Origin of the sequence: Bacillus sp. FSL K6-3200, from assembly GCF_038630485.1 — a bacterium.
Lineage (GTDB): Bacteria > Bacillota > Bacilli > Bacillales > Bacillaceae > Bacillus > Bacillus safensis.
Genome location: NZ_CP152032.1, coordinates 275,531 through 290,486, shown reverse-complemented (window position 1 = coordinate 290,486; position 14,956 = coordinate 275,531). Strand labels below are relative to the sequence as shown.

Below are 14,956 nucleotides of genomic sequence, written 5' to 3'. Positions count from 1 at the left end.
TAATATATATCTTGAAAGGATGATTGTGGTGGTGAAAGCAGATAAAGTTTCCTCCTGAATACAGTAAATCACATTCAGGAGGAGATAAAAATGTTTAAACAAATAGACGAAAATTATCCGAGAAAAGAGCACTTTCATCATTATATGAAGGTTACCCGATGCTCATATAGCCTAGTTATCGATTTAGATATCACGAAATTGCATTCAATATTAAAAGAAAAAAAGCTAAAAGTATATCCTGTGCAAGTTTATTTGTTAGCAAGAGCTGTGCAAAAAATACCGGAGTTTCGGATGGATCTAGTAAACGATGAACTTGGTCATTGGGAACTTCTCCATCCTAGTTATACGATTCTAAATAAAGAAAAAAAGACATTTTCAAGTATTTGGACGCCTTATGAAGAAAACTTTGCTCAGTTTTATAAAAGCTGTATGGCCGACATTGAAACATTTAGCAAAAGCAGCAACCTATTTCCGAAACCTAATATGCCAGAGAACATGTTCAATATTTCAAGTCTACCTTGGATTGATTTTACTTCTTTTAACCTTAATGTATCTACAAAAGAGACTTATTTACTGCCAATATTTACGATAGGCAAATTTAAAGTGGAAGAAGGGAAAATCATTTTGCCCGTTGCGATTCAAGTACATCATGCTGTTTGTGATGGCTATCACGTCGGTCAATATGTGGAATATTTGAGGTGGCTTATTGAACATTGTGACGAGTGGTTAAATGATTCAATGCCAATTACCTGAAGACAAAAGGTATGCTCATGGAAATCTAGAAGATGAAGGCAGACTGAAATGAGTCTGCCTTTTTGTTTAAGGCTATATTTGTTCTTTTTGCGGTTTCTTTTCGGTGCTTTGTAAATTCTTGTATGTGATAATAAATGTCATATAAGGGAGTTCAGTGGAAGGGGAATAAGGGATGGAGAAAGTTCTTTCTTCACATGTAGGTGTGAAAATCAATGAATGGTATAAAATGATTCGGCAATTCAGTGTACCTGATGCAGAGATTTTGAAAGCTGAGGTAGAACAAGAAATTGAACGGATGGAAGAAGATCAGGATTTACTCATTTATTATCAATTGATGTGCTTTCGTCACCAGCTTATGCTTGATTATATCAAACCATCAGAAAAACGATCGCCTTCTGTTTCTGATTTGGTTGATAAAATTGAGAATTCTAATCATCAACTTTCGGGTATGTTGCAATATTACAATGCTTTTTTTAGAGGAATGCATGAATTTAGTAAGAAAGAATATGTACAGGCTATTCAATATTACAAAATCGCTGAGAGGCAGCTTGCACTGGTTGTCGATGATATTGAGCAAGCAGAGTTTCACTTCAAGGTGGCTGAAGCCTACTATATTATGAAACAAACTCATGTTTCTATGCATCACATCATAAAGGCGCTTGAAATTTACGATCAGTACGAGTTATACAAGATCAGAAAAGTTCAATGCCTATTTGTAATAGCAGGAAATTATGATGATTTTAAGCAGTATGAAAAATCATTAATACATCTGAATAAAGCCTATTCCATCGCTGAAGAAATAGCGGATAATAGGTTGATTTCCAAGGTACTTTTAAATATAGGAAACAATTATGAAAAAAAACAAGATTATGCAAAGGCTATCCAATACTATCAAGAGTCCCTTGAAATATCAGAAGATGGTATGGACGATGTAAAATCGGTCATATATGTGAACCTTTGTTGGGCGTTATATAAGACAGGAGAAAATGATGAAGCATCCAAATTAGTGGATAAAGCTTTGAAACTCGTCTCTCATAAAGAGAATCCACACGAGATTTTATTGATACGATCTATAAAAACAACATATGAAAGTAATGATGAGGAAGAGATTCAAGCTATGCTTCAGACATTTGAAGAAAAGCAGTTGTTTGTTTTCGTAGAAGAATTCACTAAGAACCTTGCAGTTATTCATGAAAAAAGAGGAAAGTTTGAGAAAGCAACAGAATATTACAGGAAGGCATTTCAAGCCCAACATAATATTCAAAAAGGAGAGTGTCTTTATGAGTGTTAAAAAAATGATTGTTATAATCTCTATTATCCTTCTAGGTGCAGGTGTATATGAAGCATCTAGCTTAATTAAACCAGCATCAAATAGAAATACAACAATGGAGGAGTCGAATAGAAATACAACTTTTGTTCCACAAAAAATAGATCGAAACACGACTACGATAGACCGAAACACAACTTCTCAAAACGTATAAGCAAAATTAAAACAGACCCTGCATGGTCTGTTTTTTTATGGGGACGGATTGAGGATCAACCCTTTCAGTTTTCTTCAAAAATTCATTTTAATAGAAAGGCTCATCATATAACCTTATTAAATTAGTCTTTTTCAAAGAACTTACGTTCGCTTTAGTTATGGTCATTCACCTTGACAGGGGAGGAGGCACTGGTTTAAGTCCAGTCGAATCATCGTTGAAGTCTTTATCTAGCAAGTTTTTTTGTTTTTACGACAACGAAAGTTCTGTTTCTTTTGATTGGGATGGTCTTTTATCTATCAAAATTGTTTTGAGTGTTTTTAGGAAGAGCTAGATATTACTTATTAAAAAACAAGTAACCTAAAACTCTAGTACTCTGGGTCTTGTTTTTGTGTCTTTACTCCTATTTCATGACAAATCCTCTGTTGGTAAAATTGACCTTGTAAATGAATAGGAAGGAGTGACTTCTTCTGGGGAAAATACTTGATGCAAAAGCACTAACAAGTGCCATGGATACAAGGGCAAAACACTATCAGGAACTCCGCGAACAAATGGTAGATTTAAAACAGGCATTACAAGGTGTTGCCAATCTCGGTAATGATTTCACTGGGAAAGGTGCCGATAACATTAAAAGCTTTTATAAAGAGCTTGCTGGAAATGTAGATATGTTTATTAGCTTCATTGATAAGCAAAAAGCCTTTCATGAAGGTGTTTCTGGGACACTGGATGATACGAGCTTTGGCGGCGATACCTTTATAGAGGAACACTTTTTAGACAACGCAGTACATATGGGCATCAAAAACGCCAAAAGCATTGTAAAGGAGCAAAAAAAGGCACTCAAAACCATTTTTCAAGACATCGATGACCTTATTTCCCTAGAGGTATTTGATAGTCAAACTTTCGATGAAAAAATAGAAGATGCGGAAGATGAACGAAAAAAGACGGTCAAAGATCTAAGAGAGCTTGATCAAAATTTAAAAGATGAATATGCTTTGTCAGAGACGGAACAGCAAGCTACAATGGCATTGTACGCTGAAATGATGAATGCGACAAATGATGGAAAAGCGATTTCGCCTATGAACTTTGACAAGAAAGCGTATCAAAATAGCGAAATCTACAAGGCAAAAAGCGATATTGAGAAGCAAACTGCTGAATATCTGAAAATCAAAAAAGAACAAGAAGAAGCCCGCGAGATCGCAAAGGAACAAGAAGCCCTCGCCAACCGTCCTTGGTATGAAAAAGCGCTCGATTATGGTGGAAACATCGTCAATGAACTGACTGGTGTGAACGATGCAAAACGTGCCGCAACGGGCATTGATCCAATCTCAGGCGAGGAACTCACCGCAGGACAGCGTGTCGCGGCAGGAGGCATGGCAGCAGCAGGCTATATCCCAATCGTCGGCTGGGCAGGCCGCATTTTCAAAGGCGGAAAAGCTGTCTATAAAACCACCCAAGCCACATCAGCCGCAGTAAGGGCGGTCGATATCTACAAGACATCGCAAAAATCTTTTGACGCCCTGAAAACATCTCAAAAAGGCTTATATGGCCTCACCGCCACCAACGGCTTCAGCGAAGCGATCACAGGTCGAGACATGTTTGGAAACAAGATCTCCAAAGAACAGCAGGAAGCGAGTATGAATGCGGCTCTGGGGATGCTTTTGCCGTTTGGGGCGAAAGGGTTTCATGGGAAAATGGGGATTAAGAAAGGTGAGAAAAATTCTTTATCTCCAGGTAATGGATTAGCTATACATGAATCTAGAGGTGGACACTTAATAGAAAGACACGTTGGGAAAACAGATGAAGAACTATTAGAAAGATTGAAAAGTAATCCTAAAATTACGGGTTCTTCTACTTTTAATGATAGAATGACTGCAGAAAAAGTTGCTGATTCAGTTTTGGGTGATCCTAAGAGTGTTGATAAAATACAAAAGTGGTTATCTGACCCCAATAGTAGACCTACATTACAATTAAAATATAAGGGTGATGGAGAGGTAATTGGCAGAAGTGTTTCGAGAAATTCAGAAGTAGTCGAGAATGTTACAAATGCGAAAATTATATTGAAAAAAGATGAGAATGGCGGTTTTATTTTAACAGGATACCCTGTTAAATAGAAAGAAGGATGATAAAATGAATGAGAGTTACAGTTATTTAGAAGAGTTAGAAGATTTTTTAGGTGGCACATTTCATCAGGATATCGATTCACCAGAAGAAGCGATTGATGAGTTTATTCATGAAGCTAGTAAAGAATGTCTGCTGTCTACTATAAAGGATTGTCAGGATTTTTTGAATAGTACTTTAACAATACAGGAAAAAGAAAACTTTATCGAAAATAATGCAGAAATCTACTTTCCGGCGATCTCATTAAACCCTTTACAGTGGTTTAATAAAATAATAGAGGAAATGAAAGAAGCAGTGAAGATGAAGTAACAAAATGAACCTTGATTGGCCAATGCCTTTCAAGGTTTTTTGTGTCTATTGGTCAACAAACCGAGAAAAAGAAGATTTTTTTCTGTGTGGATCATCGTATGATATAGATAAATAAATCGAACGTGAATATTTTGTCCAGAAGGAATAACCGGCGGATGATGGCATTGAGCACTTAAGTGCCTTGTACTTGGCTGGAACTCCAGCTAGGTCTTTTTTATATCTACTGATAAATTCTTTATTGGAGGAAGGGATTGAACAGGGTTGTAATTTGAGGTTTTAAAATGGTAAGTGAATAGTTGGTCAATGTTATACTTATCTCAATAGATACGAGGAGGTCCCCACTTTGAAATCATTATGGGAGAAAGAAGAAGAGAGTCCTTTCACGTTAGAAAAGATAGAAGAGGAAAAAATTCGCGAAGCAGAGGCGAGACTTGGTGTCACTTTACCGGATACATACAAAAAGCTCATTTTAGAATGGAATGGTGGTTTTACAGTTCGTAATGCTTTTCCAACTGAACGGCCGAATTCATGGGCAGAGGATCATGTTCAATTCGACCATTTAAGAGGAATCGCCAAAGATGATGGAATTATGAATAGCGCTCAGTTAAGTGATGAATTGGAGCTGCCCGAGGGACTTGTGATCATCAGCGGAGAAGAAGATACATGGATCGCAATGGATTATCGAGAAACGAAAGAACATCCTCCTATTCACTATTTTGATTTAGAAATGGGAGTCGATTTTAAGTTGGCGGATACTTTCGATGATTTTATTGAGCAGTTATATACAGCTGAAGACGCGATGGTCGAAGTAGTAGAGATTGATGAAGAATCCTCGGATTTGTATGTCAGTAAAGAGGAGCTTGAACAAATTTTTGAAAGACAAGACCTTCGTGAGCAGAATCTCTTTAAAATGGCACATTATCCGATGGAAGAAATTGAAGAGATTGAATGGTTTTTCGATCGTATGAAACAATGCATCCAACAGATAAAAGATCAGAATGTTTTGTATGAAGCGGCGACTACTGTTCACTCCATCCTTTTGTTAAATCCAGATATGCCAAGGAATGACCGTATCAATAAAGAGCTGCAAGAAATTGCTGAGTTTCTAGAAAAGAGTGGAGAGTCTCTTACCGTTCTTTTGGGAGAAGACATTCATCCAGTGAAAAAACGATAGTGAAAGAATAAAAGCCCTCAAAGGGCTTTTAAAAATGTAGTTTAAGTCCTCTTTTTATTTAAGGTTTTCATGATGAATAATGCTATATATGAAGCAATGAATGAGCCTAAAGTGTAGACAACTGCCCAGCCTAAGAAAGAGACATTAAAAAGTGTAAATGTCAGGATGAGCAAAATGATAAAGCTCACAACTGGCATGAAATAAACCTTTTGTATAATCAATGTGACGATAAAAGAAGCGATGATCATACTGACTGGAAGCAAGCCGAATGCGAATTCTAAATGAGTCATATCAATTCTCCCTTTAAATGACTTAGCTACATTTGAGTTTAATAAATTTATTAGACAAAAGAATCAATAACCATATCATAACATGGATAATCCAATTATTTCACTTTATGTAATTTAATGATGTGTCTGATGATTTTAAATTCTTCTTTTTGTAATGTTATTGAAAGGCATATTTAAATAACGTATAGTAACTTTATATAACAAAGAGGAGGATGGTTAAAGATGATGCATGCAGGAAGATTACGCCAGCAAACTTTGAACAATCAGTAATTTCATATGTTCAAAGGCTCTGTTTTCATCAAACGGAGTAAACGGGGTAGTCTGCACATTTTTAATGATCTTCAGCGGGAAAGTATGCAATTTCACTAGAAGACAGGCAGATAATTGTTCTGTCTTTTTTGTATGTTTTTATAATACAAAGAAAGGTATAAGTCTAGCTTTGTTTACTCTGACCACATAAAGTAGTCTGTTTGTGGTTTTTTGTGATGATATTCTTGATGCCTATTGATCATGACTAAATGAGCAATTGGAGGAACGGATATGAATAGACTGGAATTAAAGCAGTTAGCCAAACATCACGGATTAGAGATTTTAGAGAATACCATGAAAATAAATGAATCAGGTGTTGATTTCCGTGTCGCACATGTCGAAGATTTACATGGTGATCAATGGATATTAAGAGTGCCTCGCAGACCTGAATCAATGAAACATACCTTACAAGAAAAAAAGACATTAGATCATATGAGTAAGCATGTTCACTTTCAGGTCCCTAAGTGGTCTATCTTTACAGAAAGCCTGATTGCTTATAAACAATTAGAGGGGGTACCGGCGGCTAGTATTGATGTGGAGAAGCAATCGTATGTGTGGAGTTTTGACCAAACGAATGTACCGCAAGCCTATTACGAATCATTAGGAAGAGTTCTAGCGAATGTACATTCCTTAGATCAACAGCCTTTTAAAACGATCGGTGTGGAGATGCTCAGTGCTCGTGAATTAAGAGCATCAATGAAACAGCGAATGGAACGTGTCAAATCGCAATACACCATTAACAGCGGTTTATGGGAGCGCTGGCAAGAATGGCTTGATAAAGATTCTTTATGGCCGCCTTTCGTGGGGGTGAAGCATGGAGATTTACATCCTGGCCACATTCTGATTGATGAAAATCAATGTGTGACGGGTGTGATTGATTGGACTGAAGTGGGGGTTGGTGATGTATCTGCAGACTTTTTGTCGCATCAACTTCTCTTTGGGAAAGAAGGATTAACAAAACTTATCCATGCGTATGAAAAAGCAGGCGGGAGAACTTGGCCAGGAATGGATGAACATATAATAGAACTTCTGACTACAAGTGCGATCACGGTGGCCGAGTACGCTCAGAGATCAGGATTAAAAGATATGCATGAAGCTGCAGCATACATGTTGGCAAACGAAAGTTAATCAATCAGAATGAATCAAAAAAAAAGCCCCTAAAAAGGGCTTTTTTAATTTAATTCATGAAAAAACTGTTTGAGTTGATCAATGAAAACGGATTTTGATTTTCCTTTTTTATAAATGAACTCGATATTGATATTGAAATTGATGGATGGATCGATTGAAATTTGTTTTAATGTTCCTTGTTCTACTTCATTTCTAACACAATGATGAGGTAGAAACGATAGCCCCATTCCTTGTAGCACTAAATTTTTTGCAGTTTCCATATGATCAACCTCAATGGAAATGTTCGGTGTGATGTTGTTTTTTTGAAATAATCGGTGAAGCATCAACCAATCAAATGACCCGTAGTCAAAGAAAATAAAAGGCTGTTCTTCTAGTTCTTTCATATTGATATTGTCAAGGCTGGCAAGCGGATGAAGAGTTGGGACGAACAGCCCAATCGGATCGCTGAAAATAGGAATCGATTCAATTTGAGGATGTGTTTCAGTCCTGACAATGCCAAAGTCTACTTGATTGTTAATCACTTTTTGGACAACATCCTTTGAATGCCCTGTTACAATTTTTACTTTCAGGTTTTCGTATTTTTCTTTTAGGGCTGGCAATATGTTAGGCAATAGATTATTGGAAATAGAGGATGCGCATCCAATTGTCAATTCATAAGGGATCATCGTTTGTTTGAGACTATGCTTTGCTTCTTGATAAGAATGGAGAATCTTTTTGGCATGCGGGTAAAACTGTTCACCTTTTTCCGTTAGAGATAGTTTATTTCTCTGTCTATCAAATAATTTCAGATCTAATTCCTTTTCTAACGATTGAATACGTGCCGAAACAGAAGGCTGAGTTAAATACAGTGCTTCTGCAGCTTTATTGATACTGCCTAGCTGGCATACATAAATAAACGCTTCTATATTCTCAATATTCATGTTATCCCCTTATATGACGTTCTTTAAATGTTTAGCTTTTCAAGCCCATACACTAATTTTACAGCTTCTTTCGCCAAAATGACAGTAGGGTCAATCACTTTCACATCTTTAGTTGACCTTAGGACTAAAGGGATTTCTGTACAGCCGGCAATGATGGCTTCTGCCCCTTGATTGATTAAAATTTCTGCAGCTAACGCCAATTCACTTTCGCCTTTACTTAATTTTCCTGCTTTTACCGCATATATCCCATTCATTACTTTTTTCTGAAGCTCTTCACTTGGGGTCATGACGTCAATCTTGTGATGAGCACAAGCCTTTTGGTAGAGCATAGTTTTTAATGTGCCATCAGTACATAGTAAGCCCACAGACGTATAGTGATGTTTGTTCAGGTGCTTTGCGGTTTCTAATGGCATATTCATGATAGGGATATGAGTGGATTGTTGTACGTTTTCTAAAAAGAAGTGAGCGGTATTGCATGCAATCAGAATAAAGTCCGCTCCTGCGCGTTCTAATCTTTTAGCTGATGCAATCATATATTCTGTAGGATCTTCGCCTTTCCCAAATATGGCATTGGTTCTATCAGGAATTTGCGGATAATTATCAGCAATCACATGGAGATGATCCTGATCTTTTATCGCTGGAGTATGAGAAATGATTTTTTTCATCAAATCAATCGTTGCTAAAGGGCCCATCCCGCCCATAATTCCGATCGTTGTAGACATATACACCACCACATTTCTTTTTTTTCTATTATAAAAAAAGAAAGCATGGTGATCGTTATAGAAAAGTTCTATTTGTATATAGAAGGTTGATCAAAAACGCCTTTATCTGTCTTGAAGTATGAGTTGCAATCTATTCAAAAAACATTAGAATAAAGAAAAAATTGAGAAAGGAGCAACCATATGAATTTCAATTTGAATGAAGCTTTAGATATGTTGAGTCGAACTCCTCACACGTTAGAAAGTCTTTTGTCCGGTTTATCGAAGGATTGGCTTCACAGCCGTGAAGGGGAGGGAACGTGGAATCCGATTGAAGTCATTGAGCATTTGATTGAAGCAGAAAAATTTAACTGGATTCCTCGATTAAAGGTGATTCTTGCTGATGGAGAGAATACACCATTTCCTGCGTTTGACCGCTACTCCCATTTGAACCAATCTGAAAGACAGATAGAACAAGCACTATCTGAGTTTCATCATGTGCGGATGGAGAATGTGGCATATATTCAGCGTATGACACATTCACGCCTTAATTTAGAAAAAAAGGGCGTCCATCCGGAGTTTGGAGTCGTGAAAGTGAGCGAATTATTCTCTGCGTGGGTTGTCCATGACTTCACACATATGTCCCAGATTGTTCGGGTCATGGCGGAACGATATCGAACCGATGTGGGCCCGTGGAGCGCTTATTTAGGGATTTTGAATAGGAAATAAATGTTTAATGACGCCTAGCGGCCCACTCAGATTGAAGCATGGCATATTGATATTCATCGACTCAATGTCCCTTAGACATATAATTTTGCAGCAAATGTCCTTCGCGTCTCATTTCTAAACGTTCCAGCACTCGAATGGATTTTTCGTTGCGCACATCTGTAAAGGCAATGATTTTATGTTTGTTCAATGTCATAAAAATATATTCGAAGATTGAACTGAGAGCTTCGTGAATATAGCCCATTCCTTGGTATTCAGGCGCGAGGGTAAAACCTATTTCGACGATTCTAGGCTCACTATCTAGTGTATGGATGGCGCAATCTCCTATCAGCTGATTGGACTCAGATAAGGCAATAGCATATTGAAACCATGTCCCCGGTTGATTAGGTTTTTGTGTCATTTGATGTTGAACAAAAGATTCGGCATCTTCGTATGTGTAGTTTTCCCAGGATTGAAATTTTGCTATAGAAGGATTTGCTCGATATTGATAAAATGCTTCAATATCCTGTCTATCAAATTGGCGAATAACAACCCGGTTTGTTCTTGTAAATATGCTGTTTGCATTCTTCATGTGTTTACCTCACATTTTAGTTTGTTCTTGATTTGAAAAAGTCTATCAGCCATTCAGATAGCTGCTGTTGTGCTTTGCTGACAAATCGATCTGCATAATAAATTAATTCCAAGTGACGGACAGGTGCTAGCTCAGCAATAGGAATCGAAACAATATTGGGCCACGTCGAATGTTGTTTTAGTAATCCTCTTGGCTGAATGGTTGCACCGATTCCCGCTTCAACCAGCTGCAATAGCGAAAACGCCGACCCAACCTCCATGGCAGTGTCCAGTTCAACACCCTGTTCTTTACATACGTCATCTACTAAATCCCTTCCTAGATATCCCTTCGGATACATGACCAACGCATGCTGAGTCAGCTCTTCTAATGTCACTTCACTCTTTTGGGCCAAATCACTTTCTGAATGAACAAATAATTCGTAGGGCTCACTACCAAGTGGAATTTGAACGAGACGCTTATCCGCAGGCCCTCGAAGTCCGATGCCGAGATCTACTTTATGCGAAAGGACTTCGTCACGAACGAAGATATTTGAATATGCCTTCAGATTGGTTTCGGGATAAAGTGTTTTAAATTCTACAAAAAGTGGCACCAGCTGAAAATCAAGATCGGATGGGAGTACTGCGAGACGAACGGTTCCTCGTTTTTCTGATAATAGTTCTTTCATCGCATTTTTTGCATCTCTTTCAGCTTGAAGCATTTTCATGCCATATTGATAAAGCAGCGAACCAGCTTCGGTAGCAACGACTTTTTTGCCGATTCGATCAAAGAGCGGCATCCCAACTTCTGCTTCAAGCAATCGAATTTGCTGGCTAAGTGTAGGCTGTGATATGCCTAGCTGCTCAGCAGCCTTTGTAAAATGCAAATGATTGAATACAGCCATAAAATAGGTAATATGCCGGGTATCCATTTGTCCTCCTTTTATAAATGATAGTCTTTTCCTATCATCATAATACGATTTATTGTATTGATCAATGAATGCAGCAGATTTATACTCAAAGTAACCTTAACAAGATGAGAGAGAAAGAAGGGTATTGATGAAAAAAATATATTATTTAGCCGCTTTATTTTTAGCGGCATTAAACTTACGTCCGATCATTACGTCCGTGGCTTCCATGATGAGCATGATCCAATCAGAGCTTGGTGTAAACGCACTGACAGCAAGTCTTTTGACCACTTTGCCTGTCCTTTGTATGGGAATATTTGCTCCCGTTGCAACGATACTCAGCCGGCGGTTTGGTTTAGAGAGAACGCTGTTTTTCTCAATTCTTCTTATCACGATTGCCACCGCACTGCGTGGTACAAGCCAATCGGTTGCTATCCTGCTCATGACTGCGTTTGCAGGAGGGGTAGGGATTAGCTTCGCGGGTCCTTTATTGTCTAGTTTTATTAAAAAATATTTCCCGAGAAATCCTGGTATTGTCAGTGTGTATTCAATTTCGATGACAATAGGTGCAGCGCTCGCATCCGGCTTTACCATTCCGATTTATCTGCGCAGTCAGCATCACCTCACGTTTGCTTTGTCCTGCTGGGCTATTCTAGGGGTGATTGCCCTTATTCTATGGGTCGGTTTAGTTCGCAAAAATGAGCAGAGTGATCATCTAACCTTGCCGTTAAAATTGCCGCTGAGAAACAAAAAGGCCATTCAATTTACCTTGTTCTTTGGCTTTATGTCCAGTATGTTTTATTCTTTGACGGCATGGATTTCACCGATCGCTCTTAGCTTTGGAAACAGTCCGCAATATGCTGCCATGCTTCTGACCATATTTACACTCATTCAGATTCCGGTGGCACTACTCGTTCCAGCAGTCGTTACTCGATTAGGAAAACCGAAATTATTTCTCATCTTATGCAGTCTGTCTGAACTCATTGGTCTTATCTTTCTTCTTCTGCCAATGCCGATCTTGCCAGCTGTCATTTTCCTAGGTATGGGTGCGGGTGGATTATTTCCTTTAGCGCTTATGCTACCGATTATAGAGACAGGTACTCCAGAGGAAGCCGGAACATGGTCCGCGATGTCGCAGATGGGCGGGTACATCGTGGGTGGATTCGGTCCGTTTTTCATCGGCTTGGTTTTTGATCTAAGCGGACATTTTTATGCTTCCATTGTGGCAATGCTTGTCATCGTCATGCTGATGATTGGCGTTCAGTTATCCATGAATCTCGGTAAAAAGCGCGAAGTAGAATCCAATTGAGGATAAATTGACCGTCGCTTTTATATGATTGCTCAATTGAAATCGCCATAGACTATTCCTAAATAAATAGGCTATGGCGATTATTTTTTTAGAAGCTGCACTTGAACCATTTATCGTGCAAGATATTTTTCAACTTTACGGGTGGCCGTTTCTGCAGCTTCCATGATCATTTCACCTAATGTTGGGTGAGGATGAATCGTCATTGCTAAATCTTCTGCTGTAGCGCCAATTTCAATAGAGAGAGCTAGCTCTGATATAAGAGTAGATGCTTCAGCACCTACAATTTGTGCCCCTAGAATAAGACCAGATTCAGCATGGGCGACAATCTTCACAAAACCTTCTGGTTCTTTTAATGCAAGCGCTCGGCCATTAATGGAGAACATTGTTTTCCCAATGACAGTCGGAATGGATTGTTGCTTGCAATCCGTTTCGCTTAGTCCAACACTCGCCAATTCTGGGCTGGAAAAAACAACAAGTGGGATCGCTTTATAATCTATAATAGAAGGTGTACCAGCGATTGCCTCTGCTGCAACCTTCGCTTCATAGGAAGCTTTATGAGCCAGAGCAGGACCCTCGGTGATATCACCAATCGCATATATGTGCGGGATGGACGTTCTGCATTGTTCATCAATTTCAATACGTCCGTGAGGGAGAATAGACAACCCGATAGAATCAAGACCTAATGTTCCATCTGTATTCGGTTTTCTTCCGACAGTAATCAGTGCATACTCCGCTTTCACCGTGTAGCTTTCTTTCTGTTTCTCATAATGAAGATCAATTCCGCTCATATGCTGCTCGGCATCTGTGACGTTTGCTCCTGTAATCAGCGTGATGTTATCTTCTTTCAATTGACGAACGACAGGCGAGACAAGTTCACTTTCAAAGCCAGGTAATACTTGATTGCCGCCTTCCAAGATGGTGACTTTTGTTCCAAATCTTGCAAACATCTGTCCTAGTTCAACCCCAATATAACCGCCCCCAACTACGACAAGGCTTTTAGGGACCTCGGGAAGGGAGAGTGCTTCAGTGGAAGATAATATACGACCTCCGAAAGGGAGTGATTTAATTTCAATTGGACGGGAGCCGGTTGCTAGTATAAGGTGTTTGAAGTTGATTCGCTTTTCACCTTTTTCGGAATGTTGAATGACCGCTGTATGCTGATCGATCAAGCTAGCCTCGCCTTCTAGTATGGTAACTCCCGCTGACTTTAACAAAAATTGTACGCCTCCGGCTTGTTTTTCCACAACAGCTTTTTTGAACGCTTGAGCTTCCTTGAAAGAGCCGCCTTCTTGAAAACCAACCCATTGTGTGCGGAATTTGAACCGCTCTGCTTCTGCTATTAGCGCCTTAGATGGGATACAGCCTACATGGGTGCATACTCCACCTAACTGATCACGCTCTACAATCGCTGTCTTCATGCCGAGATGAGCTGAACGTAATGCCGCCACGTAGCCTCCCGGACCTGATCCAATTACTAATGTATCTACTGTTTCTAAATGAATCATTTCTTGCACCTCCGCTTTTAAAATATGATGATCATAATATATTATAGTCATCATATTTTGGCGAAGTCAATTCCATTTGAGTGAGGAAAGATGGTTTCCAGTCAATTGACACATGATAATATGATGAATATAATATTTTGATAAATACACTTAGAAAGAGTTAAAGTGAAGGAGGGGAGTGAGAAAATGCCTTATCCGAAAGGTCATAAGTCAAAAGTGAGAGAGCAAATCATTGCAAGTGCTGCACGAGCATTTCGAACAAATGGCATTCGAAATATTAGTTTGCCATTTATTATGAAAGGGGCAGGTCTAACTCATGGAGGGTTTTATGCTCATTTTAAGAACAAGGATCAGTTGGTCATAGAGACTTTTCATTTTGCTATTAATGATACGATCAAGCTGCTGCAAAGTGTTGCAGACAAGAAAGCAGACCAGCCTCGAATTCAGACGATCATTGAATTTTATTTAAGTTCTGTTCACCGCGATCAGACGGAGGTCGGTTGTATACTGCCTGCGCTGGCAGGAGAAATTTCTCAATTATCGCAAGAGGTACGGAAAGCTTATACCGATGAACTGAAACGATTTATGGAGTTTATAGCTGATGCTGGAAACATAGATACCTCTACGAGTTACGCACTAGTAAGCAGCATGATTGGTACAATCGCTCTTGCACGCGCTGTCAATGATTCGCAGTTCAGTGATCAATTATTATTGGCAGGCATAATACAGGCAAAACGCGTTCTAGAGGCGAATTAACATTCAAATAAAAACATAGGGGATGTTGC

Annotated in this window: 16 protein-coding genes; 10 read left to right on the top strand and 6 right to left on the bottom strand. The window is 38.8% G+C overall.

The window, feature by feature from the left end:
• Positions 1-90 precede the first annotated feature (90 nt).
• The 6 genes from catA to MHI60_RS01505 all read left to right on the top strand — a co-directional run bounded on the left by catA (position 91) and on the right by MHI60_RS01505 (position 5,832).
• Positions 91-753: a type A chloramphenicol O-acetyltransferase gene (catA, locus tag MHI60_RS01530; RefSeq protein WP_144485478.1), complete on the top strand. Its 663-nt coding sequence runs from the start codon at positions 91-93 to the stop codon at positions 751-753.
• Between the two features lie 172 nt (positions 754-925).
• Positions 926-2,044 (top strand): tetratricopeptide repeat protein, encoded by a 1,119-nt coding sequence (locus MHI60_RS01525; protein ID WP_144485476.1) that lies wholly within the window; start codon positions 926-928, stop codon positions 2,042-2,044.
• A complete protein-coding gene (locus MHI60_RS01520; protein ID WP_144485474.1) occupies positions 2,034-2,234 on the top strand; it encodes a RapH phosphatase inhibitor in 201 nt (66 codons plus the stop codon). Before MHI60_RS01525 ends, MHI60_RS01520 begins: the two co-directional genes overlap by 11 nt.
• Before the next feature lie 506 nt (positions 2,235-2,740).
• Positions 2,741-4,342, top strand: a complete 1,602-nt coding sequence (locus MHI60_RS01515; RefSeq protein WP_342502665.1) for a T7SS effector LXG polymorphic toxin — start codon at positions 2,741-2,743, stop codon at positions 4,340-4,342.
• Between the two features lie 16 nt (positions 4,343-4,358).
• Positions 4,359-4,658, top strand: a complete 300-nt coding sequence (locus MHI60_RS01510) for a contact-dependent growth inhibition system immunity protein (protein WP_024426752.1) — start codon at positions 4,359-4,361, stop codon at positions 4,656-4,658.
• Positions 4,659-5,001: 343 nt separating this feature from the next.
• Positions 5,002-5,832 (top strand): SMI1/KNR4 family protein, encoded by an 831-nt coding sequence (locus tag MHI60_RS01505; protein ID WP_144485472.1) that lies wholly within the window; start codon positions 5,002-5,004, stop codon positions 5,830-5,832.
• A gap of 41 nt (positions 5,833-5,873) precedes the next feature.
• On the opposite strand, the gene MHI60_RS01500 is transcribed toward MHI60_RS01505, so the two are convergent.
• On the bottom strand, positions 5,874-6,122 hold the full coding sequence (locus MHI60_RS01500) for a DUF2651 family protein (protein WP_144485470.1): 249 nt from the start codon (positions 6,120-6,122) through the stop codon (positions 5,874-5,876).
• A 540-nt stretch (positions 6,123-6,662) separates the two neighbouring features.
• On the opposite strand from MHI60_RS01500, the gene MHI60_RS01495 reads away from it, so the two are divergent.
• Complete coding sequence (locus MHI60_RS01495; protein ID WP_144485468.1) at positions 6,663-7,559, top strand: macrolide 2'-phosphotransferase; 897 nt, start codon at positions 6,663-6,665, stop codon at positions 7,557-7,559.
• Positions 7,560-7,603: 44 nt separating this feature from the next.
• On the opposite strand, the gene MHI60_RS01490 is transcribed toward MHI60_RS01495, so the two are convergent.
• Together MHI60_RS01490 and MHI60_RS01485 are read right to left on the bottom strand one after the other, a co-directional pair.
• Complete coding sequence (locus MHI60_RS01490) at positions 7,604-8,479, bottom strand: LysR family transcriptional regulator (RefSeq protein ID WP_144470214.1); 876 nt, start codon at positions 8,477-8,479, stop codon at positions 7,604-7,606.
• Between the two features lie 23 nt (positions 8,480-8,502).
• Positions 8,503-9,201, bottom strand: coding sequence for an amino acid racemase (locus tag MHI60_RS01485; protein ID WP_144485466.1), 699 nt, complete (start codon positions 9,199-9,201; stop codon positions 8,503-8,505).
• Positions 9,202-9,381: 180 nt separating this feature from the next.
• Between MHI60_RS01485 and MHI60_RS01480 the strand changes: the two genes are divergently transcribed.
• A complete protein-coding gene (locus MHI60_RS01480) occupies positions 9,382-9,906 on the top strand; it encodes a DinB family protein (protein ID WP_144485464.1) in 525 nt (174 codons plus the stop codon).
• Positions 9,907-9,967: 61 nt separating this feature from the next.
• On the opposite strand, the gene MHI60_RS01475 is transcribed toward MHI60_RS01480, so the two are convergent.
• Both MHI60_RS01475 and MHI60_RS01470 read right to left on the bottom strand, forming a co-directional pair.
• Positions 9,968-10,474, bottom strand: coding sequence for a GNAT family N-acetyltransferase (locus MHI60_RS01475; RefSeq protein ID WP_144485462.1), 507 nt, complete (start codon positions 10,472-10,474; stop codon positions 9,968-9,970).
• 16 nt (positions 10,475-10,490) lie between these two features.
• Entirely contained in the window at positions 10,491-11,381 is an 891-nt protein-coding gene (locus MHI60_RS01470) for a LysR family transcriptional regulator (RefSeq protein ID WP_144485460.1), read from the bottom strand.
• 127 nt (positions 11,382-11,508) lie between these two features.
• On the opposite strand from MHI60_RS01470, the gene MHI60_RS01465 reads away from it, so the two are divergent.
• Positions 11,509-12,666 (top strand): MFS transporter, encoded by a 1,158-nt coding sequence (locus MHI60_RS01465; protein ID WP_144485458.1) that lies wholly within the window; start codon positions 11,509-11,511, stop codon positions 12,664-12,666.
• Positions 12,667-12,776: 110 nt separating this feature from the next.
• Here MHI60_RS01465 and lpdA read toward each other — a convergent pair whose 3' ends face one another.
• Entirely contained in the window at positions 12,777-14,171 is a 1,395-nt protein-coding gene (lpdA, locus tag MHI60_RS01460; RefSeq protein WP_144485456.1) for a dihydrolipoyl dehydrogenase, read from the bottom strand.
• A gap of 186 nt (positions 14,172-14,357) precedes the next feature.
• Between lpdA and MHI60_RS01455 the strand changes: the two genes are divergently transcribed.
• Positions 14,358-14,927 (top strand): TetR/AcrR family transcriptional regulator, encoded by a 570-nt coding sequence (locus MHI60_RS01455; RefSeq protein WP_144485454.1) that lies wholly within the window; start codon positions 14,358-14,360, stop codon positions 14,925-14,927.
• The last annotated feature ends 29 nt before the right edge of the window (positions 14,928-14,956 follow it).

What these genes read in the sequence shown, in the direction of transcription:
- MHI60_RS01465 (WP_144485458.1), top strand. Translation starts at nt 11,509, where the DNA reads ATGAAAAAAATATATTATTTAGCCGCTTTATTTTTAGCGGCATTAAAC.
- MHI60_RS01485 (WP_144485466.1), bottom strand. Translation starts at nt 9,201, where the DNA reads ATGTCTACAACGATCGGAATTATGGGCGGGATGGGCCCTTTAGCAACG.
- MHI60_RS01510 (WP_024426752.1), top strand. Translation starts at nt 4,359, where the DNA reads ATGAATGAGAGTTACAGTTATTTAGAAGAGTTAGAAGATTTTTTAGGT.
- MHI60_RS01520 (WP_144485474.1), top strand. Translation starts at nt 2,034, where the DNA reads ATGAGTGTTAAAAAAATGATTGTTATAATCTCTATTATCCTTCTAGGT.
- MHI60_RS01475 (WP_144485462.1), bottom strand. Translation starts at nt 10,474, where the DNA reads ATGAAGAATGCAAACAGCATATTTACAAGAACAAACCGGGTTGTTATT.
- catA (WP_144485478.1), top strand. Translation starts at nt 91, where the DNA reads ATGTTTAAACAAATAGACGAAAATTATCCGAGAAAAGAGCACTTTCAT.
- MHI60_RS01500 (WP_144485470.1), bottom strand. Translation starts at nt 6,122, where the DNA reads ATGACTCATTTAGAATTCGCATTCGGCTTGCTTCCAGTCAGTATGATC.
- MHI60_RS01455 (WP_144485454.1), top strand. Translation starts at nt 14,358, where the DNA reads ATGCCTTATCCGAAAGGTCATAAGTCAAAAGTGAGAGAGCAAATCATT.
- MHI60_RS01525 (WP_144485476.1), top strand. Translation starts at nt 926, where the DNA reads ATGGAGAAAGTTCTTTCTTCACATGTAGGTGTGAAAATCAATGAATGG.
- MHI60_RS01495 (WP_144485468.1), top strand. Translation starts at nt 6,663, where the DNA reads ATGAATAGACTGGAATTAAAGCAGTTAGCCAAACATCACGGATTAGAG.
- MHI60_RS01480 (WP_144485464.1), top strand. Translation starts at nt 9,382, where the DNA reads ATGAATTTCAATTTGAATGAAGCTTTAGATATGTTGAGTCGAACTCCT.
- MHI60_RS01515 (WP_342502665.1), top strand. Translation starts at nt 2,741, where the DNA reads ATGGATACAAGGGCAAAACACTATCAGGAACTCCGCGAACAAATGGTA.
- MHI60_RS01490 (WP_144470214.1), bottom strand. Translation starts at nt 8,479, where the DNA reads ATGAATATTGAGAATATAGAAGCGTTTATTTATGTATGCCAGCTAGGC.
- MHI60_RS01470 (WP_144485460.1), bottom strand. Translation starts at nt 11,381, where the DNA reads ATGGATACCCGGCATATTACCTATTTTATGGCTGTATTCAATCATTTG.
- lpdA (WP_144485456.1), bottom strand. Translation starts at nt 14,171, where the DNA reads ATGATTCATTTAGAAACAGTAGATACATTAGTAATTGGATCAGGTCCG.